This is a genomic window from Saonia sp. (genome assembly GCF_056326165.1).
Genome location: NZ_JBWFBN010000012.1, coordinates 57,067 through 79,303, shown reverse-complemented (window position 1 = coordinate 79,303; position 22,237 = coordinate 57,067). Strand labels below are relative to the sequence as shown.

The window sequence follows — 22,237 nt, the reverse complement described above, 5'->3', positions numbered from 1 at the left end:
AAATTCTAGAACCTGAGTCTTAAACTCTGATTTAGTATAGAATTCAGTTTTTTATTTTTCCCAGCATACTTGTATTAAAAGATGTAAATGCAATTTTAAGGCGACTAATTTTGTGGCCATTTCTTGGCATTCATTTTTATGTAAAGTAAATGTGGGGCTAGTTGTTTTCTTTCCTAAACAGTAACCTTTAAGATTTAAGCTTTGGAACAAAGAGCAGACGATTATATTAAAGTTCTTTAATAATAACCATGGATATTCTTATTTGTTTAATAATATAGAATTCCCCTAAAACCCCAAGAGTTATGAAATCAAATGTTTTAAAAATTATTGTGATTGATAACGACCCAGTAAGCAATTACAGATACGCAGAGTACTTTAAAGACAATGAAGATTATTCTTTAAGAGGCATTTATGCTTCAATAGACGATGCTCTTCATGATTATAATAAAATTAAGCCAGACATTATAGTTTCAGAAGTTTCCTTACCTATAGTATCTGGAATTGATGGAATTTCATTGTTCAAAAAGAAAGATTCTAATGTAAAAGTCATTATGATGGGCAATGATATTGACGATGAAACTATTAGGGAAGCTTTTGTTAATGGATGCAATGGTTTTATGTCCAAGCCATTGAGTCCAGAAAGGTTTTTTCATGCAATGGACTCAGTTAAAATTGAAGGAGCAGTCTTAAGTAATGATATTGCAAGAAAAGTAATTTCAATGTTTCAACGAAAAACATATGATATTTTTTCTAAAAGAGAAAATCAGATTATAGAACATCTTTGTCACGGTGCAACCTATAAAACTATTGCAGAAAAGCTTTTTGTTACACCAAGTGCTGTGAACTTTCATATACAGAATATTTACTTAAAACTGAATGTAAACTCAAAGTCTGAAGCGCTTTTGAAACTGCAGGAAATCCAATAATCTAAAGAATAGTTTATAGAAGAAAAAATACTTTAATCTAAAAATCCTAATTTTTTTTAATCAGGGTGATTATTAGTACCTGTCTATCGTGTGGGGTGGATAGGTACTTTTTTTTGCTTAAGTTTTAACTTTCAAGGGCATCAATTAATCTTTTGCCCGTATTTTTGCATAATGGAGGAATGGTACCATTATATACTTTTAATAGTAACTGGTTTTGCTGTAGGGTTTATAAATACAGTAGCAGGTGGTGGTTCTTTGTTATCTCTTCCTGTTCTTATTTTTTTAGGGCTGCCTCCAAGTGTTGCAAACGGTACCAACAGAGTGGCCATAGTAATACAAACGGCTTTGGCAACTAGCGGATTTAAAAGCAAAGGTGTCTCTACTTTCCCCTTTAATATTTATTTGGGTATTTCTGCCTTATTGGGAGCAATTATAGGTGCTTCAATTGCTGTGGATATTAGCGGAGATGTTTTTAATAAGATTCTGGCAATAATAATGATAGCTGTTGTGCTCATCATCATTTTTATGCCAAAAATCAATTTAAAAGAGGTACAAGAACGTGTTACTGGGAAATATCTTTGGTTGGGTGTTCTTGCCTTTTTCTTTTTTGGTATCTATGGTGGGTTCATAAATGCTGGTCTAGGTTTTATAATTATCTTATTTTTACATTATGTTAACCACATGACCTTGGTAAGGGCTAATGCAACCAAGGTAGCTGTGGTTTTTATTTATACCCTTTCTGCACTAGCGATTTTTATTTTAAATGATAAGGTAAATTGGGAAGTAGGTCTAATTTTAGCCATTGGGAATGGTACTGGTGCATGGGTGTCCAGTAGAATATCAGTAAAAAAAGGAGATGGCTTCATAAAGACTTTTTTGGTCATTATGGTAATTGCTATGGCCATTAAATTGTGGTTTTTTAATTAGAGAATATGTCAAGTGTAAAAGATTTAGAATGGCGATATGCGGTTAAGAAGTTTGATGCAGAACGAGAATTGCCATCATCCGAAATAGAAAAATTAAAAAAGGCCTTTAGCCTTACGGCCACCTCATTTGGATTGCAGCCTATTCGCTTGGTTGTAGTACAAAACAAAGAATTACAAGAAGCACTCGTGGAGCATTCCTTTAATCAAAAACAGGTAAGTCAAGCGTCACATCTTTTGATAATTTGTATTGAAAATAAAATTGATACTCAATATATCATCAATTATTTTAATAGAGTAAAAGAAGTGCGTGGTACAACCGATGAAATATTAGATCCGTTTAAGGAAAGGATGATTGGTATCTTTTCCAATAAGAGTGCCCAAGAAATTAGGGAATGGTCCACCAATCAGGCTCATTTAGCAATGGGAAATCTTTTGACAATTTGTGCTATCGAAAAAATTGATGCTTGTCCAATGGCTGGTTTTGTACCTTCTGCATATGATAAACTATTGAATTTGACTGATATGGGTTTATCCTCAGTTTTGGTAATGCCCGTGGGTTATAGAGCTGATGATGATATGTTTTCTGAATTGAAAAAAGTTAGAAAAGACCTTAACGATAGTATCATAGAAATTTCTTAGAATAAAATTATATGCCTGGATTTGAACTTTTTGGAGAAAAAGAAAAAAAAGAAGTACAAGATGTCCTTGACTCTGGAGTGTTAATGCGCTATGGTTTCGATGGTATGCGAAATGGTCACTGGAAAGCTCGGGAGTTAGAAAAGGCTATTTCCAAGCGTATGCAAGTAGAGCACACGCAATTGGTTAGTAGTGGAACGGCTGCATTGACCATTGCTTTGGCAAGTTCTGGAGTGGGTGCAGGGGACGAGGTCATTTTGCCCACTTTTACATTTGTTGCCAGTTTTGAAGCCATTTTGGCATTGGGTGCTGTACCTATTTTGGCAGATGTGGACGATACACTAACTTTAGATTCTATCGCTGTTGAAAAAGCAATAACAAAGAGGACCAGGGTGGTAATGCCAGTTCATATGTGTGGCTCTATGGCTAATTTAGAAGCACTACAAGCAATTTGTTCCAAGCATAGTTTAATATTGTTAGAAGATGCCTGCCAGGCGATAGGGGGTAGTTACAAGGGAAAGTCTTTGGGGAGCTATGGAGATTTGGGATGTTTTTCTTTTGATTATGTAAAAACTATTACCTGCGGGGAAGGTGGTGCCATAATCACCAATAACTCTACCTATTATAAGAATGCTGACCATTATTCCGACCATGGACACAATCACGTTGGAAATAATAGGGGAGCAGAAGGCCATCCATTTTTAGGTTATAATTACCGGATTTCAGAATTAAATGCTGCCGTGGGTGTTGCCCAAATAGAACGGTTGGATGAATTTCTAAAGATTCAAGAAGAACATTATGCAATTATAAAGAATGCTTTGAGCGGTATTGACGGGGTAGTATTTAGAACAGTTCCTGAAGGCGGGGTTGAGAATTATTCCTTTTTAAGTTTCTTTATGCAGACAAAAACATTGGCAAAAAAAGCATCTGTTGAATTTGCAAGTGCTGGATTGGATGGTTGTTTTTATTGGTATGATAACAATTGGCACTATTATAAAAAATGGTCACATCTAACCAATTTAGACTCATTGGGAAAATTACCAAAAGAAGTGTACGAGCAATTGCCAGATTATAACAAAGCTGATTTTTCACAATCTGACCATTGGGTGGGTAGAAATATCTCTTGTTTAATTAAGCTGGGCTGGACAAAAGATGAAGTAAAACAACGTGCTGAGAAAATGGCAGAAGTATTAAGGAACATCGTCTAGACCCTTAGTAGGGAACGTACTCTACTATCTCTAAACCATACCCAACCATGCCTACACGTTTTGTTTGAGTAGTGTTTGTTAACAACCTCATTTTGCTAATGTTAAGATCGTGTAAAATTTGAGCTCCAATACCAAAATCCTTAGTATCCATTTCTATTTTCGGAGCTTTCATTTCATTTTTGCTTTGACTATCTTTTAATTGTGTCAAACGGTTCAATAAGTTCAATGATTGCGAATCTTGATTAATAAAAACAAAGGCTCCTTTACCTTCCTTATTGATTGTATTGAACATATCTTCCAATTTTTGGTCAGGGTTGTTGGTCAATGTCCCCAATATGTCATTGTTAATTAAGGTGGAGTTTATTCTTGTCAATACCTTGTCATCTTTTCCCCAACTTCCTTTCGTTAATGCAATATGTACATGATTGTTGGTGGTTTGTTTGTAAGCACGCAATCTAAATTCGCCAAAACGGGTCTTAATATTAAAATCATTTGCTTTTTCAATAAGACTGTCATGCTCCATTCTATAGGCAACCAAGGACTCTATGGAAACTATTTTTAAGTCAAATTTTTTAGCAACTTTTATTAGTTGCGGCAGTCTGGCCATGGAGCCGTCATCGTTCATAATCTCAACAATAACACCAGCGGGTTTTAATCCAGCTAACCTTGCAAAATCAATGGCAGCTTCTGTATGCCCCGTTCTACGTAAAACACCACCTTCCTTGGCAACCAATGGAAAAATATGTCCTGGCCTTGCTAAATCATGTGATTTTGTATCTGGATTGGTTAATGCCAATATAGTTTTGGCTCTGTCCGATGCAGAGATACCTGTAGTCACTCCATTTCCTCTAAGATCTACAGATACGGTGAAAGCAGTTTCCAGGGCATCGGTATTATGGCTTACCATCATATGCAATCCAAGAGTGGTACATCTGCTTTCTGTTAGCGGTGTACATATTAACCCTTTTCCATGGGAAGCCATAAAATTGACCATCTCTGGAGTGGCCAATTCTGCTGCTGCAACAAAATCTCCTTCATTTTCCCTGTTCTCATCATCAACCACAATAATAACTTTACCTTTTTTTATATCGGCAATAGCTTCTTCTATGGTATTGAGTTGAATACTTTTTTCCATGGTTACATTCATACCTCAGCTTCTTCTTTTTCTCTCTTTTTGAACAAGTTTTTTATTGAATCTATGACATTTCCAAAACTCGTAAGACCTCTATCTGCTGTAGCTCTTTTTGTTAAGATAACACCCAAAGGTAACATTATTAAGGTAGAAACCCATGCTCCTAACATAGGGTGAATAACACCCTCTTTGGCATAATTACCAGCAAAAACCCCTATAAAATAATAAGTTAAAAATAAAACAATAGCAATGACCATTGGTAAGCCTAACCCGCCTTTTCTTATGATGGCACCCAAAGGCGCACCAACAAAAAAGAGTATAATGCATGAGAAAGCCAAAGCATATTTCTTATGTAGGGATAAAATATGTAGATTGTAAATTTTGTATCGTCTGTCTATATCCTCTTTTTTTCCTGAGATGGAATTAATTATGTTCGTTGTGGAATTTTTTGCCTGGCTGAGTAATTGTTCTCTTTGCCATTCCTTAAATAATCCTATGATGCTTTGAAAAGAGTCTTTAGGTGTTTCGTTGGATTCCTTATATGATCTTGCCGAAACTGCTCTTATACTATCCTGGGCGGACATTTTTTTCTTTTTTAAAGTATCTTTTGGGGTTACAACAAAAGCCCCCATTCTGTTAGTAATATTTTTTGAAAATTCCGATACTATTTTATGGTTGTCTTTTCTAATAGAGTCTATGTCCTTGGATAAGCGCGATATGTTTTTCATCTTATCCGTACTTATATTTCTTTCCTCTTCTAAGTCAACATTGTTAAAATCAGATAAGTCAATATTTATAGTATAGGTTTCAAAGTTAGATTTTGCAAAAGGGTACATTTGGTCATTGCTTTTGCTTTTCCCATCAGATTTTATTTCTTCGTAATAATGACCATCCTTAAGAATAAGTTGAAGAATATCCGAATCCTTACTACTCGCCAGTTCACCAGTTTTTGCCTTTATGACAGTGTTATTAATGTTGGTCTTATTCTTTTTGTGTATGATGACATCTTCCAAAAATCGGTCGTTGTCTCCATATTTACGGTTCACTTTAATATTGGTTCCTTCGCCAGTACCTTCAAAATCACTAAAAACACCTTCTGCAATGGCAACTGCAGGTTTTACTTTGGCAATATTCTTTCTAAGATTATATATTTTCTGTTCTGATGCAGGGATAACACTGTTTGCAAAAAAGAAAGTAACACCACCTAAAATAACCACAAACACGATTAAGCTCATCATAGCCCTCTGTAGGGAAATACCAGATGCTTTCATGGCTGCGAACTCATAATTCTCCGCAAAAGTCCCAAAAGTTAAAATGGAGGAAAGTAATACGGTTAAGGGAAGTACTTTTTCCGTAAGATTAGGCATTAAATAAAAAATAAATTTACCAATGATTACGATATCTAAACCTTTACCTGCTAAATCGTCTATAAACAGCCAGATTGTTTGGAATATGAAGATGAACATCAATATAACAAACGAGCTGAAAAAATTAAATAGAAACCTTTGTAGTATATATCGGTCTAGAATTCGCAATGGCTAACTTCTTATGATGTAGTATCCTTCATCTTTATACTTATTCTCATCAAAAGTAAACAAGGTTTTTGACAAAGGCTGGTCAGTTTTAAAAGAATTAACAGTAATCGTTGTTTTAGTACCATTGCTGCCAGTCTCAATAAGTTTATGAATGTGTTTTGTTTCTACATCAATCCCCAATAAAATAGATTTAATTTCTGAATTGGTATCAATAGGGGTAAGCTTTACAAATTGAATTTTTCTTCCTTGAACATTTTGCAGAATGTCCCATGCATAAGTATGTCCTTGCTTATAGAATGTAAGCATTTTGGAAGGTGTTATGGTATTGTCATCTGTTGATTTGTCCTCAATGGTTACTTCTTCATTCTCTGGAACAATAGTGTAAACTTTATTACCATCATACATTTGTTGAGAACCCATATAATTAAATATATATTTATCCCCCTGCATTGTTACATCACCTCTGGTCTCATGATTTATATTGGCCTCGGCATTGTTAAGAGAATGTATAAAATTGATGTAGATATTGTCGTAACTCTTTACTTTGCTGTACACCTCGTCCAACAACGATTTGGCCTTGGAAGAATTTTGGGCATTAATAGTGATTGAAGTTATAAAAAGTGCAATAAAAAGAAATACTCGTTTCATTTGTCTTAATTTGTTTCGTTGTTCAATAATTGATCTAAAGCATACATATCTGGGACTAAAACTTGTCTAGCTTTGCTGCCTTCAAATGGGCCTACAATTCCTGCTGCTTCCAATTGGTCAATAATTCTACCAGCTCTATTATATCCCAATTTTAATTTTCGTTGTATTAAAGATGCTGAACCTTGTTGTGCTATAACAATAACTTCTGCCGCATCTCTAAACATGGCATCCCGATCAGATATATTATTATCAAGACTTGTGCCAGAATCTTCACCTACATACTCTGGTAATAAATGAGCATCTGGGTAGGCTCGTTGAGAACCAATATATTCTGTTATTTTCTCAACTTCTGGAGTGTCTACAAAGGCACATTGCAGTCGAGTAATATCATTTCCTTGTGTAAACAGCATATCTCCTCGACCAATTAATTGATCTGCTCCTTGGGAATCTAAAATGGTTCTTGAATCTATCTTAGAAGTAACTCTAAAGGCAATACGAGCAGGGAAATTTGCTTTTATAAGCCCAGTTATTACATTAACGGATGGTCTTTGTGTTGCTATAATTAAATGAATACCGATAGCTCTGGCCAATTGTGCCAACCTAGCAATGGGTGTTTCTACCTCTTTACCAGCAGTCATAATCAAATCTGCAAACTCATCAATAACCAATACGATGTAGGGTAAAAACTTATGTCCATCATTTGGATTTAGTTTGCGTGCCTTAAATTTGGTATTGTACTCTTTTAGATTACGGACCATTGCAATTTTTAACAACTCATATCTGTTGTCCATCTCAATACAAAGAGAATTTAGGGTATGAATCACTTTTGTATTATCCGTAATAATGGCTTCTTCAGAATCTGGTAGCTTTGCTAAAAAGTGCCGTTCAATTTTATTGTAGAGCGTTAATTCTACCTTTTTAGGATCCACTAAGATAAATTTGACTTCTGCTGGATGTTTTTTATATAGAAGTGATGTGAGCACTGCATTAAGCCCAACCGATTTACCTTGACCTGTTGCACCAGCCATTAGCAAGTGGGGCATTTTGGCCAAGTCCACTACAAAAGTTTCATTACTGATGGTTTTTCCAAAAGCAATGGGTAATTCCATTTTGGATTCTTGAAATTTTTTGGAAGCAATCACGGACCGCATAGATACAGTGGATGGCTTTTTATTTGGAACTTCTATACCAATAGTTCCTTTTCCTGGAATAGGGGCAATAATTCTAATTCCCAATGCTGCCAGTGAAAGGGCAATATCATCCTCAAGATTTTTTATTCTGGAAATTCGTACACCAGCTTCAGGGACAATCTCGTATAGCGTAACTGTTGGGCCAATGGTTGCTTTAATTTGGGCAATGCCAATTTTGTAGTTTTTAAGGGTATCTACAATTCTATTTTTATTTTCTTCCAGCTCGTCTTGGTCTATGGTAATGCCAGTTCCTGAGCCATGTTGTTCCAATAAATTAAGAACTGGAAACTTGTAATTCCCAAGTTCTAGTGTTGGGTCAAATTCACCATAATCTTCTACTAATTTATCGGCAACATTCTTGGTCAGCTCTTTTTCCTCAGTAATTTTTTCGACCTTCATTTCAAGCTTTTCCTCTTCAATAACCTCTTCCTCAACCATGTTTATCTCTAGCTGCTCTTTAATAGGGTCTTTTTTAAGCTTAGGAATATTTTCTTTGTGAGTGTATGTATCAAGAATTACCGGAGCCGAATCTTCTTTTTCAAATAAAACGCCATTTTCATCATTGGCTTCTTCGGTATTAAATTCGGATGCTATTGATTTTTTACGCTCCTTAAAATAGCTAACGATTCCATCAGGTGTAAATTTAAAAAAGCGAACCAGTATAATCATTAACCCAAACATAAGAAGAAGGAGTACCCCAATTCTTCCTGTGTAATCCTGAAGAAAATCGTTCATTTCATAGCCAATTAAACCTCCCATAAGTGGTCTGGTCATGGCAAAGAACCCTAAAGCAATTGACAACCAGATGACAAATACAAATCCCCATATCCATTTACCCAACAACCCTTTTTTGTCTAGACCTAGAAACATGTAAAGTCCTGTTATACAAACAAGAAACGGAAAAATAAATGATGATAGCCCAAAGCCTTGATACATAAAAAAGTGACCCACACTAGCGCCAAATTTATTCAAAAGATTTTTGGCTTGCTGGTTTCTATTTGCAAATTCTGACAATAAACTTTGATCATCTTGCCATGTAAAATAAAAGGACACAAAGGAAAAGAACATAGCAATGCTGAGAAGAATAAGGAGACTTCCCAAAATAATTTTATTTTGCTTGGACAGGGTAAAAGAAAAGCCTTTTTTAGTGGGTTTAGGTTTTGGCTTTGACTTTGTTCTTTTCTTTGCCATTAAATGTTTTGCTTATTTGGAGCTAAATTACAAATTTACAATCGAAGCTCTAGTTATGAACTTTTAAAATATTTTTGGAATGTAAATTATGAGTCCAATAATTGAAGCAACTATGGAGACCAACATGACAGCTCCTGCAGAAATGTCTTTGATAAACCCAATTTTTTTATCAAACTCTGGCTGAATATAATCTGCTATTTTTTCTATGGCAGTATTAACCCCTTCAACACCCATAACCATACCAATAGCAAATAATTGCATGATCCATTCTATACTAGAAATTTCAAAATAAAAACCAGCTGCCGTAACTAGGAGAGCAATAAATACCTGAGTTTTAATGCTAGCTTCCGTTCTAATCAAAAGCAATGCACCTCTTAGGGCAAACCCAACACTTTTAAATCTGTTTACAAAAAAATTCTCTTTAGGCATCCATCAAGGCTTCAAGTACAGCTTTGTAATTTGGTTCTTCGGTTGTTTCTGCAACCTGTTCCGTGTAGATTACTTTCCCTTGTTCATCTATAACCACAATAGATCTAGAAAGCAGGCTTGTTAATGGCCCATCTGTAAATTCTAATTCATACGCTTTTCCAAAAGATCCATCTTTAAAATCTGAAAGCATTACCACATTACTTATTCCTTCTGCGCCACAAAAGCGAGCTTGTGCAAAGGGAAGGTCTTTGGAAATGCACAGAACAACAGTATTTTCTAGCTCGGCTGCTTCAGTATTAAATTGTCTCACAGATTGCGCACAAGTACCAGTATCAATACTAGGGAATATATTAAGAACCACTTTTCTTCCTTCATAGTTGCTTAAACTATCTGTGGAAAGGTCATTTTTTGTAAGGTTAAAATTAGGAGCGGAACTCCCAATTTCTGGTAAGTTTCCTAAAGTATGTATTGGATTCCCTTTTAAGGTTATTGTAGCCATGAGATAGTGTTTTTAATTCTGCGTGAAATTAAAAAATATAAATGAAATCTACCTTCATAAAAACAAAAAGCCTTTCCATATAGGAAAGGCTTACTTTGCTTTTTAGAATTTTTATGTATCGATAGAACCAGTAACCCGTTTCATAAACTCATTGAGCGCGTCTTTTTTTAGAACACCTTCTTTTATGGATTTGTGTACTTCCAACGCTCCATACATATTAGATATTAGCTCACCAATTACATCTAATTCCTCATCTTTTAAGGATGAAACTTCGGTCAAAGCTTCCAAAGTCTCAATTGTTTCGACTACATAATCCTCATCATGCTCATCAATGAACCCTGTAAGATGTTTAATTACTGGCAACTTCATGTACAAATTCTTTTAAAACATCATACTTGTTCGTCTGAACCTGATTTTTGAACTCTCCATTTACAAAGCTTGCGAATGTGGGTAAGTTGTCCACTTTGGCAAGTTTTCTTGATTCTGGAAATTTTTCCGCATCGGCCACTATAAAAATGACATCTGTATTTTCTGATGCCTCCTTTTTTAACTTTGGCTTCATAATGCGACAATTGCCACACCAAGAGGCGGAATATTGTACCACAACCGTTTTGTTTTTAGATACCAGTTCTTGCAGGTTATCGTTTTCTAATTCTAATATCATAACAATTTATAGTTTATACAGTTTGTGCTGAAAGATATTCTGCAACACCAGCTCTATCTGCGTTCATTGCCTCTTTTCCTTCTTCCCAGTTTGCAGGGCATACCTCTCCTTTTTCCTGTACATGTGTATAGGCGTCAATCAATCTTAAATATTCATTTACATTTCTCCCCAATGGCATATCATTAACGCTCTCATGGAATACCTTTCCTTCTTCATCAATTAAATATGTTGCTCTATAGGTAACATTGTCGCCATCAACTAATAAAATACCAGTTTCATCATCATATTGTTCGTTGCTAATATCTAATATTCCAAGGGTTGTAGCTAGATTTCTGTTGCTATCTGCTAAAATAGGATAGGTAACACCTTCGATACCACCATTATCTTTTGAAGTGCTTAGCCAAGCAAAATGTACTTCTGCTGTGTCACAAGAAGCGCCTATCACCTTAGTGTTTTTACTTTCAAATTGACCTAAAGCTGCTTGGAAGGCATGCAGTTCTGTTGGGCAAACGAAAGTGAAATCTTTTGGGTACCAGAACAATAATACTTTTTGGTTATTTTTTTGAGCTTCTTCCAATATATTTAGTTTAAATGTATCGCCTAACTCATCTATTGCATTAACATTGATATTTGGGAATTTTTTTCCAACAATTGCCATTCTTTATTACTTTTTTAAGGTTAAATATGTTGCAAAAATAGACTCTATTTCCATGATATTATACATGGTGTATAGAAAAGATTTATGAAAGAATAATGAACTCAAATTGCACCAAAAAACACCTATAAAATTTAGAGATATTCAAAAAAATAGTTAAAAAAACAGCCTGATTCTTAATAATGCTCTTCTAAATAAAATAAGGGGATATATTATTTTTTTCGAAATCATAAATTTTGTATTGCCCAAGAAAAAAGCCTTTCCAATTATGGAAAGGCTTTTTTTATTTAAATAAAAATGTGTTTAAAAACGATCTAGGTCCATTACTTTGCTCCAAGCTGATACAAAATCTTGAATAAATTGTTCTTTTGAGTCTTCACATCCATAGACTTCAGCTAGTGCACGTAGTTCAGAATTGGAACCAAAGATCAAATCCACACGTGTTGCCGTCCATTTTAGGTCTCCAGTGGTGCGGCTGCGTCCTTCAAAAAGCTCTTCGGCTTCCGTAGTAGCTTTCCATGTTGTACCCAAGTCCAAAAGATTTACAAAAAAATCATTGGTAAGAGTTTCTGGACGATTGGTTAAGATACCGTGTTTAGATTGATTGTAATTTGTATTGAGAACACGCATACCGCCAAGTAAAACTGTCATTTCTGGAGTAGAAAGAGTTAATAATTGTGCTTTGTCAATCAACATTTCTTCAGCAGAAACTGTATATTTCCCTTTTAAATAGTTTCTAAATCCGTCTGCAAATGGTTCTAGTACAGCAAATGATTCTACATCTGTCTGCTCCAATGTTGCATCTGCTCGTCCTGGGCTAAATGGTACAGAAATATCTAAACCAGCATTTTTGGCCGCTTTTTCAATACCAGCACATCCACCAAGTACAATTAAGTCAGCCATGGAAACTGATTTACCATCGGATTGAGCACTATTGAATTCTTTTTGAATGGCTTCAAGAGCATCAAGCACTTTTCCTAACTGAACAGGATTGTTTACTTCCCAATACTTTTGAGGGTTTAAACGTATACGAGCTCCATTGGCTCCACCACGTTTATCAGAACCTCTAAATGTAGATGCCGAAGCCCAAGCTGTAGATACAAGTTCTGATACTGATAATCCAGAATCTAGTATTTTACCTTTGAGGGCAGTAATATCATTATCATCTACTAACTTATGGTTAACTGATGGGATGGGGTCTTGCCAGATTAATTCTTCTGATGGTACTTCTGGACCAAGATAACGACCAATAGGACCCATATCACGGTGTGTTAATTTATACCAAGCCTTTGCAAAAGCATCTTCAAAATCTTCAGGATTCTCATGAAAACGACGTGAGATTTCTTCATAGATTGGATCCATACGCAAGGCAATGTCCGTTGTTAACATAAATGGCGCATGACTTTTTGTTGAATCATGGGCATCTGGCACTAAACCAGCTCCTGCACCATCTTTTGGTCTCCATTGATTGGCTCCAGCGGGACTTTTATATAGTTCCCATTCATATCCAAATAGATTTTCAAAAAAATTGTGACTCCATTTTGCAGGAGTTGTGGTCCAAGCTCCTTCAAGCCCACTTGTAATGGTATATTCTGCATTGCCACTTCCATAAGTATTTCTCCATCCTAAACCTTGTTCTTCAATACTGGCGCCTGCAGGTTCTAACCCCACATATTTGTTTGGGTCAGCAGCTCCATGGGTTTTTCCAAATGTGTGACCACCAGCAATAAGTGCAACGGTTTCCTCATCATTCATTGCCATACGGCCAAAAGTTTCTCTTATATCCCTTGCAGCAGCAATTGGGTCAGGGTTTCCATTAGGACCTTCGGGATTTACATAAATTAGTCCCATCTGAACTGCTGCTAGTGGGTTTTCAAGGTCTCGGTCGCCTGTATAGCGCTTGTCACCACCTAGCCATTCTTGTTCAGCTCCCCAATAAACATCTTCTTCCGGCTCCCAAACATCTTCACGACCACCACCAAATCCATATGTCTTAAATCCCATGGATTCAAGAGCACAGTTACCAGCTAAAATCATGAGGTCTGCCCAAGATAATTTTTTGCCATATTTCTTTTTAATAGGCCAAAGCAATAAGCGGGCCTTGTCTAAGTTGGCATTGTCTGGCCAGCTATTTAAAGGAGCAAAACGTTGCGTTCCAGAGCCACCACCACCACGACCATCGGATATACGGTAAGTACCTGCGCTATGCCATGCCATCCTAATAAAAAATGGACCATAATGCCCATAATCGGCTGGCCACCATTCTTGTGAGTCTGTCATTAAATCATATAAATCTTTTTTTACATCAACTAAGTTCAAGGACTTAAATTCCTCAGCATAGTTAAACCCCTTTCCCATTGGATTGGACAAGTGAGAATTTTGGCGTAGAATATTCAACTTTAATTGATTTGGCCACCAGTCACGATTAGAAGTGCCCCCACCAGCACTTTGATTTAATGTACCACTCATAAATGGACATTTACTTTCACCATTGCTATTATTAGACGAATTATTCATATGTATTTAGTTTAATTTTTTTTACCTATCTCCTCAAATTTACAATAATCAATTCGATAATTTTCATTGAAATATTTGATACGTTTATAAAGATTTTTTATACGTATGAACACCTGCTTATAATTGCCTTATAGTTAAAAAAGCTGATTGTATTTTATAGGTCCCTAAACAAAATAATTATAAAACTATTTAGAAGTAAGTTGTTTTATTTTTATTCTGAAACCAGCAAAAATTAAGGTAGTAAACGGACTTAACCAGTTAAAGAATGCATAACCGGCATATGACATGGTGTCCACTCCTAAAACACCAGATTGATAGGCTCCACACGTATTATATGGAATAAGAACAGATGTAACCGTACCAGAATCCTCTAAAGTCCTACTTAAGTTTTCAGGTGCCAATCCTTTGTCTCTAAATGCTTTGGCATACATTCTTCCTGGAATTACTATTGCCAAGTATTGGTCAGAAGCAATAGCGTTTAAACCTACGCAGCTTATTACCGTACTTAAGAACAATCCAAAGATAGAATCAAACAAATTAAGAATGGCACCGCTTATTCTAGACAGGGCGCCAATGGCATCCATAACACCGCCAAAAACCATAGCACAGACAATTAACCAAATGGTTCCAAGCATTCCGCTCATACCTCCTGATGAAAATAAATCATTCAAAACGGTATTCGATGTTTCTACCGCTGTGTCAACTGTCATGGCGGTCATAATGCCTTTATATCCTGAAAGAAAATCCAACTTGGAACTCCCTGTAATATTCGCAACAATATCTGGTTGAAAGATTAAAGCAAAAACCCCTCCTAATAAAGTACCTACCATTAAAGCAACTAATGGCGGCGTTTTTCTAATAATCATCAACACCACAATTACTGGAACCAAAAATAGCCAGGGACTAATATTAAAAGACGCTTCAATTGCATTTAACATACTACTTGTATCCGTAACGCCCTTAACATCCAAAGAAAGGCTAATACCAATAAATATGATAAGTGTGACAATTATTGTAGGAACCGTGGTATAGGTCATGTATTTTATATGACTGAACAATTCTCCCCCCGCCATTGCAGGTGCCAAATTGGTAGTATCACTCAATGGGGACATTTTATCTCCAAAATAAGCTCCGGAGATTACGGCACCAGCTGTCATTCCAGGATTGATGCCTAATGCGTTCCCTATACCAATCAATGCAATACCTACGGTAGCAGAGGTAGTCCAACTACTCCCCGTGGCAATAGAAATAATAGCACAAATTACCACACAGGCAGGTAAAAATATAGATGGATTTAAGATTTTTAATCCGTAATAAATCATGGATGGAATAATACCGCTTATCAACCAAGTACCAGCCAAAGAGCCTACAAAAAGTAAAATGAGCAGGGCTCCTGTGGTAGATTTAACATTTTCTGCCACTTCTTCCAACATTTGCTTGTAAGATACTTTATTGAAAAAACCAACAATAGCAGCTACTGCTGCACCCAAAAGAAGAATAAATTGATTGCTGCCACTCAAAGCATCATCCCCAAAAGCAAAATACACATTGTAGAAAAGCATGCCTACCAAGGCAATTACGGGAATCAAAGCTTCCCAAATGTTCAATTCTTTGTTCTCTACAATATTTTCGTCTTGTGGATCTGTTGGATTAATGTTCTGACTTTGCATATAAATTCAATTGGTTTCCTCGTAATATTACGATTTTGCCCTTTGTTCTGCAAACGGATTAAACTGACATTTCTTTTTTATTGAGTATCCCCAATTTTTTCATGCAGTTTTTCATCATTTCATAAGTTCTGTGAATATCATTGTCCAATCCTATAGAAAATCTGATAAGCCCGTCTGACAAGCCCATTTCTTTTTGTTCCTCTATTGGAATTTCTGAAGAGGTAGATGTGCCAGGGGCACTAAAAAGTGTTTTGTAAAAGCCTAAGCTTACTGCCAAGTAACCAAGATTTTTCTCTTGCATTAATTCCATAAATTCATTGGCTTTTTCTAAAGAACCAACATCTAAGGTCATGAGTCCACCATATCCATACTCACTCACCATTTGATTTTTAAAGGAGGTATGACCTGTATGCGATTTAAGCCCTGGATAGACTACTTTTAGTCCGTCTTTTTCAAAGTTCTGAGCTAAGTACAAAGCATTTTCACTGTGCTTTTTCATTCTTATGTGTAATGTCCTCAAGTTTTTTAAGATGGAAGCTGCTCTAAGACTATCTAACGTGCTTCCAAGTAACATTCCTGCACCGCTATTTACATCTTTTAGACTGAGGCAAAATTCAGTTGTACCACACACAACGCCTGCAACACAATCGCTACTACCATTAATAAACTTTGTAAGGCTATGAATAACAACATCTGCACCTAGTTTTGCGGGAGCAATGGATAAGGGTGAAAACGTATTGTCCACGACCAAAGGAATATTGTGTTTTTTAGCAAGTTGCGCCAACGCTTTTATGTCTGCAACTTCCAAGAGAGGATTGCTAACGGCTTCGCAATAAATCATTTTGGTTTTTGGGGTGATGGCTTGCTCCACCAATTCAATGTTGGTAATATCTACAAAAGAAGTTCCTATGTTGAATTTCTTTAAAAAGTTCTTCATAAAGGCATAAGTACCACCATAAATAGTTCTACTGCTTACTATTTCATCCCCAATATTACACAATTGTAGAAGTACAGAAGTAATGGCTCCCATGCCGCTTGCATATACATTGGCGGTTTCTGTTCCTTCCAAGGCTGCTAATGCTTCCCCAAGGTATAGATTGGAAGGGGAGGAGTGTCTACTATAGAGATAACAGCCTTCTGTATTGCCTTCAAATGTATCGAACATGGTTTTTGCTGATATAAAGGTATAGGTTGATGAATCTGATATTGAAGGGTTTACACCTCCAAATTCTCCAAAGTATTGCAAGTCCTGTATATTGTCAGATGAATTGGGTTTCATGATTTATTTTTAAATAAAAGTAAATTTATTTAGTTTTAAAATCAATTATAAAAGTTTTTTATAGAAAATAAATCTATATTTATGAATATATATAGAATTTAAGATTAAATAAATCATTTTTTTAGCTATAAACCGAAAATATATCATGTTGAAACTAGATGAGCTTGATTTAAAATTATTGGGTCTTTTACAAGCAGATAGTAAAAAGACCACAAAAGAATATGCCAATAACCTAGGTCTTTCCACCACTGCGGTCTATGAGCGCATAAAACGTTTGGAAAAGAATAAGGTGATAGAAAAGTATGTGGCTTTGGTCAATAAAAAGGCCGTAAACAAGGCTTTTACGGTATTGTGCCATGTAAAATTGGTACAGCATATAAAAGAATTTGTGTTACAGTTTGAAAGGCAGGTACTAAAACTAGAAGAGGTAACAGAATGCTATCATATAAGTGGGGACTATGATTACATTCTTAAATTAAATGTAAGCGACATGGAAGCGTATAGAGATTTCATGGTAACCAAGCTAACGGCTATTGCTCATATTGGCAGTACACAAAGCTCTTTTGTAATAAATGAAGTAAAAAATACTACTGCAATAGCTTTATAGTCCACAACGCCAACAAACTTTAGATGCCGTACATTGCCTTAACACAAAAAATAGTGCTAATTTTGTTATGTTTTAAATTCAAAAAATAGATATGAGTTCATACGATGTGGCCATTATAGGCTCAGGACCTGGAGGATATGTTGCAGCAATACGTTGTGCACAATTGGGAATGAAAACTGCAATTATTGAAAAATACCCAACCTTGGGCGGTACATGCTTAAATGTTGGATGTATTCCGTCCAAAGCCTTGTTGGATTCATCACATCATTATGAAGATGCAGTAAAGCATTTTGAAGAACATGGAATTGAAATTCCTGGAGAGGTAAAAGTGAATTTAGGGCAAATGATTGCTCGCAAGCAGGGCGTTGTGGATCAAACCACCAAAGGCATTCAGTTTTTGATGGATAAAAATAAAATTGATGTTTTTGAAGGGGTTGGTAGTTTTAAAGATGCTACGCATGTAAACATTACCAAGAATGATGGGAAGTCTGAAACCATTGAAGCAAAGAATATTATTATTGCTACAGGCTCTAAACCTTCTAGTTTGCCTTTTATACAGTTGGATAAGGAACGAATCATTACTTCTACGGAGGCTTTGGAACTTAAAGAGATTCCAAAACACATGATTGTGATTGGTGGTGGCGTAATTGGTCTGGAATTGGGACAAGTATATAAAAGATTGGGTGCTGAGGTAACCGTTGTGGAATATATGGACCGTATTATCCCGGGCATGGATAGTGCACTTTCCAAAGAATTGATGAAAGCACTTAAAAAGGGCAAAATGAAATTCAATCTTTCCCATAAGGTAAAATCCGTTGAAAGAAAAGGCGATGAAATCATTGTTAAGGCTGACAATAAAAAAGGTGAGGAAGTAGAATTAATAGGAGATTATTGTTTGGTTTCCGTAGGAAGAAGGCCTTATACAGATGGATTGAATGCGGAAGCTGCCGGTGTAAAATTGGATGATAGAGGTAGAGTAGAGGTAAACGGGCATTTACAGACAAATGTTTCTAACATTTATGCAATTGGTGACGTGGTAAAAGGCGCTATGCTAGCTCATAAAGCTGAAGAAGAAGGTACTTTGGTTGCAGAAATCTTGGCAGGACAAAAACCTCATATAGATTATAACTTAATTCCAGGTGTAGTTTATACATGGCCAGAAGTTGCCGCTGTTGGTAAAACAGAGGAGGAACTTAAAGAAGCTGGTGTCTCTTATAAAGTTGGTCAATTTCCTATGCGAGCTTTAGGTAGAGCTAGAGCCAGTATGGATATAGACGGATTTGTGAAAATATTAGCCGATACAGCTACTGATGAGGTACTGGGCATCCATATGATTGGTGCTCGTGTGGCAGATTTAATAGCTGAGGGAGTTACTGCAATGGAATTTAGGGCTTCTGCCGAGGATATTTCTAGAATGAGTCATGCACACCCAACTTATGCAGAAGCTGTTAAAGAAGCAGCCTTAGCAGCAACTGATGATAGAGCATTGCATATTTAATCATTAGAATTCCCAAGTGCAATACATCTGATTCACTAATTTAATTGATAACAGGTATTCAATTTGTTTAAAAATTATTGAAACAGAACATATCTAGGTGGAACAAGTCCGTTTAGCCTCATATAAACAAGCATTTGCCCTCTATGGTGAGTTACGTGGTCAGCAAGCAATGAGAAAATTTGTCGCTTAGATCTATTTAATCCAAAATAATCCAGCTTATCTTCAAGTTGAGTTGTATCAAACTGTTTAATCAAAGTAATAGACTCATCAAATGCTTTATTAATTGTTGCAATCATTTCATCCTTAGTTTTATTTGCAGTTTTAAAGGTAGTATCGCTCTTCCAATCTCTAGCTTCTCGTCCACCCAACAATGATTGACTATGCCAATCGAGGGCAAACCCAATATGCATTAAATTTTCGGCAAAGCTCAATGATTCTGGTGTTGCTTTAAAGTCGTATTTATCCTCCGGCATTGTTTCTGCCACAAGAATTAAATACTTGCGAGAATTTTCCCAGCGCTCTAAATAGTCTTTAATAAAATTATCCTGTTGAGCAAATAAAGGTGATTTAACCGCACTAAGCAGCATAATGGCAGTTAGAATAAGTATTTGTTTCATAATATTTAGTTTTCTATTTATAGGTCTTTTAGCGACTTACCTTTACAAGGTTATTGCAATACGTTACTAATTTGTACCACTGGCTGAACATTGGTATAGTTTGGAATATCGCTGACTATTTTTTCAGCATTTGGCCCAAAAGAATTTTGATAGTCCGAAAGCTTATCAAAGTATAAATATCCAATGGCCAAGTATGGGATTGGTTCATCTGGTGTTCTACCGGATATCCCTTCATCAATTTCTAATAATTTTAGAGAATCTCCCAATAAATTTGCAACCATTGGCATGTGTTTGTTGGTATAGTAGTCCATGTCAAATGTTTTTCCTTCATCGTTAGGATATAATATGGTTACTTTTACCATGCCCTTTTTATCTACTGAAGTAGCCTGTTGGCAATTGGCATTGAATGTCATAAAGCTTACTAGTAGGACAATAATTTTGATTTTCATTTTTTTTGATATTTATTTAGTTGTTAAAAGTTTTTCAATTTAAAGTCAAATCCAAAAGATTTGGCAGTTTTTGTAAATAAGCACAGGCTTCTCGGTTTAGTAATTACTAGCACAGTTATTTTATATCTTCCACAATATTATTCAATTCCGTTTTTCTTTTTTTATGCATCTCAAATATTATTTCAGGATTCCATTCGTCATCTTCTGTTTTTCCATGACCTAAAGACATTAGAGAAACAAGTTTCCCTTTTTCTGCATAAAATTGGCAAGTCCAAGGTTGAAGAACGTAATGATTAATCGGCGTATATTTTATGGATTCCTCTGCGTAAATTAATTCGCCATTAAGTTCAAAATAAACTTCTCCATAAAGTACTGTTCCTTCGTGTGAGTTAATTTGGATTATTCTCTTTCCGTTGTCGGTTTCGCAAATTCTCCAAAATTCTTTTTTACCATTAAAATCAGTTACTGCGTTTATATTTTGAGAACATTTTGATAATTCAGCTAGATATTGAGTATTAATTTCTTTTCTTAAAATTTCTTCTTTTTCTAATTCAGTCAGTTCTGTTTTTTGAGTGCCTAAATCTGACACTGGCTTTATAGTTCCCTTAGTGTTTTTTTCTACTGAGTTGCCTTTTTTCGAATCACAAGCAGTCAATGAAAGCAAGATTATTAGGGCTAACAGAATGTTTTTCATAATTTCGAGCAACGCGCGAATATACGTACCAGTACGTTTATATCCTTTTATTGATAGTTCCCTGTGTTTTTACCGTACTGCTTGCCTTGCCAGAAGTTTCCAATATTCATTCTCCTTGGTAAACACATACAATATTTTAAGAGTGATGGGATTAAGACTTTTATCAGGGTTTATCAATTCCGCATCCATAATTCCACGAACCCATGCCACATCCCCTTTTATGGTAATATCCTGGTCTTTAAAATCGATTTTTGAAAAATCAGAGGTGCCGTCCAGCAATGCATTTACATAAGCATCTTGATTTTCTATGGCTCCACTGGAATGTCCATAAGTCAATTCTTCAGCGGTGAGATTGTATAGATTTAGGGAATCTGCCGCAATCATTGCTTTATGGAGTTTTTGTACCGTTGCATCCACAGCTTTTACATCATAGTCCAAAGATTTTAAGTACGCTAAATGCATTGGCAATTGTTGGGAGGCCCTAGAAGACTCATCCTCAATAAAGTGGTATTTTACACCTGTTTCCTTTGCAGCCTTCATTACAGCGGCAATATTTACATCACCAGTACCTAAGACCACATTGCGTTCCTTGTCTTGTCTTCCATTTTGGTTATCCACAGTGCCTATCATTCTATCTTTTAAATGCGTAATGGGAAATCTTCCCGGATACTTTCTAAGGATTGCAGCTGGGTCTTGCCCTGGGTTTCTTGTCCAAAATACGTCCATTTCTATATTAACATAACGAGGGTCCGTGTTTTCCATCATATAATCATACATAGTGCCAGGGCCATCATAGGGTCTAAATTCGTAGCCATGTGCATGGTATAGAAATGAAATTCCGGATTCGGCGAATTGTTTCCCAGCCTTATTAAAGACCTCAATACCTTTTTTCATGTCATCAAAGGTGAAGTTATTACCATCATGGGGAATCCAATAACACACAGCATATTCTGCTCCAAAGAATTTTAAATTTTCTATGACTTTGGAAACACTGTCACGGTGCTGTAACATTACAAAACCAGTTCCACCCGCTACCACATCAAAACCATGTTTGTCCAATAGAGCTTTGTATTGGTCTCTGGGCATGCTTCTGGAGCCAGCGCCCTCAATATATTTTACGCCCATTTCTTTGAGCTTAATAAGTCCGTCCTCTACATCATCTCTCACAAGTTCTCTAGCTGTGCCCATGATAATACCTACTTCTTGTGCATTTATCTGTACAAAGCAAGTGGCAATTATTAATGCCACGATAATTTTTTTCATAATA

At 35.9% G+C, this 22,237-nt stretch carries 22 protein-coding genes; 6 read left to right on the top strand and 16 right to left on the bottom strand.

Going from position 1 to position 22,237, the window contains the following annotated elements:
* The first annotated feature begins 302 nt into the window (after positions 1–302).
* The 4 genes from AC000W_RS11590 (at position 303) to AC000W_RS11575 (ending at position 3,696) form a co-directional block, all read left to right on the top strand.
* Entirely contained in the window at positions 303–926 is a 624-nt protein-coding gene (locus AC000W_RS11590; RefSeq protein WP_474748477.1) for a response regulator, read from the top strand.
* A gap of 171 nt (positions 927–1,097) precedes the next feature.
* Positions 1,098–1,853, top strand: coding sequence for a sulfite exporter TauE/SafE family protein (locus tag AC000W_RS11585; RefSeq protein ID WP_474748475.1), 756 nt, complete (start codon positions 1,098–1,100; stop codon positions 1,851–1,853).
* Between the two features lie 5 nt (positions 1,854–1,858).
* Complete coding sequence (locus AC000W_RS11580) at positions 1,859–2,491, top strand: nitroreductase family protein (protein ID WP_474748474.1); 633 nt, start codon at positions 1,859–1,861, stop codon at positions 2,489–2,491.
* An 11-nt stretch (positions 2,492–2,502) separates the two neighbouring features.
* Positions 2,503–3,696: a DegT/DnrJ/EryC1/StrS family aminotransferase gene (locus tag AC000W_RS11575; RefSeq protein WP_474748472.1), complete on the top strand. Its 1,194-nt coding sequence runs from the start codon at positions 2,503–2,505 to the stop codon at positions 3,694–3,696.
* Positions 3,697–3,700: 4 nt separating this feature from the next.
* On the opposite strand, the gene ribB is transcribed toward AC000W_RS11575, so the two are convergent.
* The 12 genes from ribB to AC000W_RS11515 all read right to left on the bottom strand — a co-directional run bounded on the left by ribB (position 3,701) and on the right by AC000W_RS11515 (position 17,105).
* Positions 3,701–4,843 (bottom strand): 3,4-dihydroxy-2-butanone-4-phosphate synthase, encoded by a 1,143-nt coding sequence (gene ribB, locus AC000W_RS11570; RefSeq protein ID WP_476658679.1) that lies wholly within the window; start codon positions 4,841–4,843, stop codon positions 3,701–3,703.
* Positions 4,840–6,294 (bottom strand): LptF/LptG family permease, encoded by a 1,455-nt coding sequence (locus AC000W_RS11565; RefSeq protein ID WP_474748470.1) that lies wholly within the window; start codon positions 6,292–6,294, stop codon positions 4,840–4,842. The genes ribB and AC000W_RS11565 overlap by 4 nt, the downstream gene beginning before the upstream one ends.
* A 72-nt stretch (positions 6,295–6,366) precedes the next feature.
* A complete protein-coding gene (gene lolA1, locus AC000W_RS11560) occupies positions 6,367–7,011 on the bottom strand; it encodes an outer membrane lipoprotein periplasmic chaperone LolA1 (RefSeq protein ID WP_474748469.1) in 645 nt (214 codons plus the stop codon).
* Positions 7,012–7,016: 5 nt separating this feature from the next.
* Positions 7,017–9,392 (bottom strand): FtsK/SpoIIIE family DNA translocase, encoded by a 2,376-nt coding sequence (locus AC000W_RS11555; RefSeq protein ID WP_474748467.1) that lies wholly within the window; start codon positions 9,390–9,392, stop codon positions 7,017–7,019.
* Between the two features lie 63 nt (positions 9,393–9,455).
* Positions 9,456–9,821 (bottom strand): diacylglycerol kinase, encoded by a 366-nt coding sequence (locus AC000W_RS11550; protein ID WP_474748466.1) that lies wholly within the window; start codon positions 9,819–9,821, stop codon positions 9,456–9,458.
* Positions 9,814–10,320: a thiol peroxidase gene (tpx, locus tag AC000W_RS11545; protein ID WP_474748464.1), complete on the bottom strand. Its 507-nt coding sequence runs from the start codon at positions 10,318–10,320 to the stop codon at positions 9,814–9,816. The genes AC000W_RS11550 and tpx overlap by 8 nt, the downstream gene beginning before the upstream one ends.
* A gap of 111 nt (positions 10,321–10,431) precedes the next feature.
* Complete coding sequence (locus AC000W_RS11540) at positions 10,432–10,689, bottom strand: DUF6952 family protein (protein ID WP_474748463.1); 258 nt, start codon at positions 10,687–10,689, stop codon at positions 10,432–10,434.
* Positions 10,670–10,984, bottom strand: a complete 315-nt coding sequence (locus tag AC000W_RS11535) for a thioredoxin family protein (RefSeq protein ID WP_474748461.1) — start codon at positions 10,982–10,984, stop codon at positions 10,670–10,672. Before AC000W_RS11535 ends, AC000W_RS11540 begins: the two co-directional genes overlap by 20 nt.
* Before the next feature lie 13 nt (positions 10,985–10,997).
* Positions 10,998–11,642 (bottom strand): peroxiredoxin, encoded by a 645-nt coding sequence (locus tag AC000W_RS11530; protein WP_474748460.1) that lies wholly within the window; start codon positions 11,640–11,642, stop codon positions 10,998–11,000.
* A 300-nt stretch (positions 11,643–11,942) separates the two neighbouring features.
* Complete coding sequence (gene katG / locus AC000W_RS11525) at positions 11,943–14,156, bottom strand: catalase/peroxidase HPI (RefSeq protein WP_474748458.1); 2,214 nt, start codon at positions 14,154–14,156, stop codon at positions 11,943–11,945.
* 185 nt (positions 14,157–14,341) lie between these two features.
* The gene (nhaC, locus tag AC000W_RS11520; protein WP_474748457.1) at positions 14,342–15,826 is read right to left on the bottom strand and encodes a Na+/H+ antiporter NhaC; all 1,485 of its coding nucleotides are present in this window, start codon (positions 15,824–15,826) and stop codon (positions 14,342–14,344) included.
* Between the two features lie 58 nt (positions 15,827–15,884).
* On the bottom strand, positions 15,885–17,105 hold the full coding sequence (locus AC000W_RS11515; RefSeq protein ID WP_474748455.1) for an aminotransferase class I/II-fold pyridoxal phosphate-dependent enzyme: 1,221 nt from the start codon (positions 17,103–17,105) through the stop codon (positions 15,885–15,887).
* A gap of 145 nt (positions 17,106–17,250) precedes the next feature.
* Here AC000W_RS11515 and AC000W_RS11510 point away from each other — a divergent pair, with 145 nt between their 5' ends.
* Entirely contained in the window at positions 17,251–17,712 is a 462-nt protein-coding gene (locus AC000W_RS11510; RefSeq protein ID WP_474748454.1) for an Lrp/AsnC family transcriptional regulator, read from the top strand.
* A 91-nt stretch (positions 17,713–17,803) separates the two neighbouring features.
* On the top strand, positions 17,804–19,210 hold the full coding sequence (gene lpdA / locus AC000W_RS11505; RefSeq protein WP_474748452.1) for a dihydrolipoyl dehydrogenase: 1,407 nt from the start codon (positions 17,804–17,806) through the stop codon (positions 19,208–19,210).
* A gap of 74 nt (positions 19,211–19,284) precedes the next feature.
* Here lpdA and AC000W_RS11500 read toward each other — a convergent pair whose 3' ends face one another.
* From AC000W_RS11500 to AC000W_RS11485, 4 genes are all read right to left on the bottom strand, one after another.
* Positions 19,285–19,827 carry a DinB family protein gene (locus AC000W_RS11500; RefSeq protein WP_474748451.1) on the bottom strand — a complete coding sequence of 181 codons (543 nt, stop codon included), beginning with the start codon at positions 19,825–19,827 and terminating at the stop codon, positions 19,285–19,287.
* Between the two features lie 50 nt (positions 19,828–19,877).
* Entirely contained in the window at positions 19,878–20,276 is a 399-nt protein-coding gene (locus tag AC000W_RS11495) for an EthD family reductase (RefSeq protein ID WP_474748450.1), read from the bottom strand.
* A 115-nt stretch (positions 20,277–20,391) separates the two neighbouring features.
* Positions 20,392–20,970 carry a hypothetical protein gene (locus AC000W_RS11490; protein ID WP_474748448.1) on the bottom strand — a complete coding sequence of 193 codons (579 nt, stop codon included), beginning with the start codon at positions 20,968–20,970 and terminating at the stop codon, positions 20,392–20,394.
* Positions 20,971–21,039: 69 nt separating this feature from the next.
* Positions 21,040–22,233 (bottom strand): TIM barrel protein, encoded by a 1,194-nt coding sequence (locus AC000W_RS11485; RefSeq protein WP_474748446.1) that lies wholly within the window; start codon positions 22,231–22,233, stop codon positions 21,040–21,042.
* Positions 22,234–22,237: the final 4 nt, after the last annotated feature.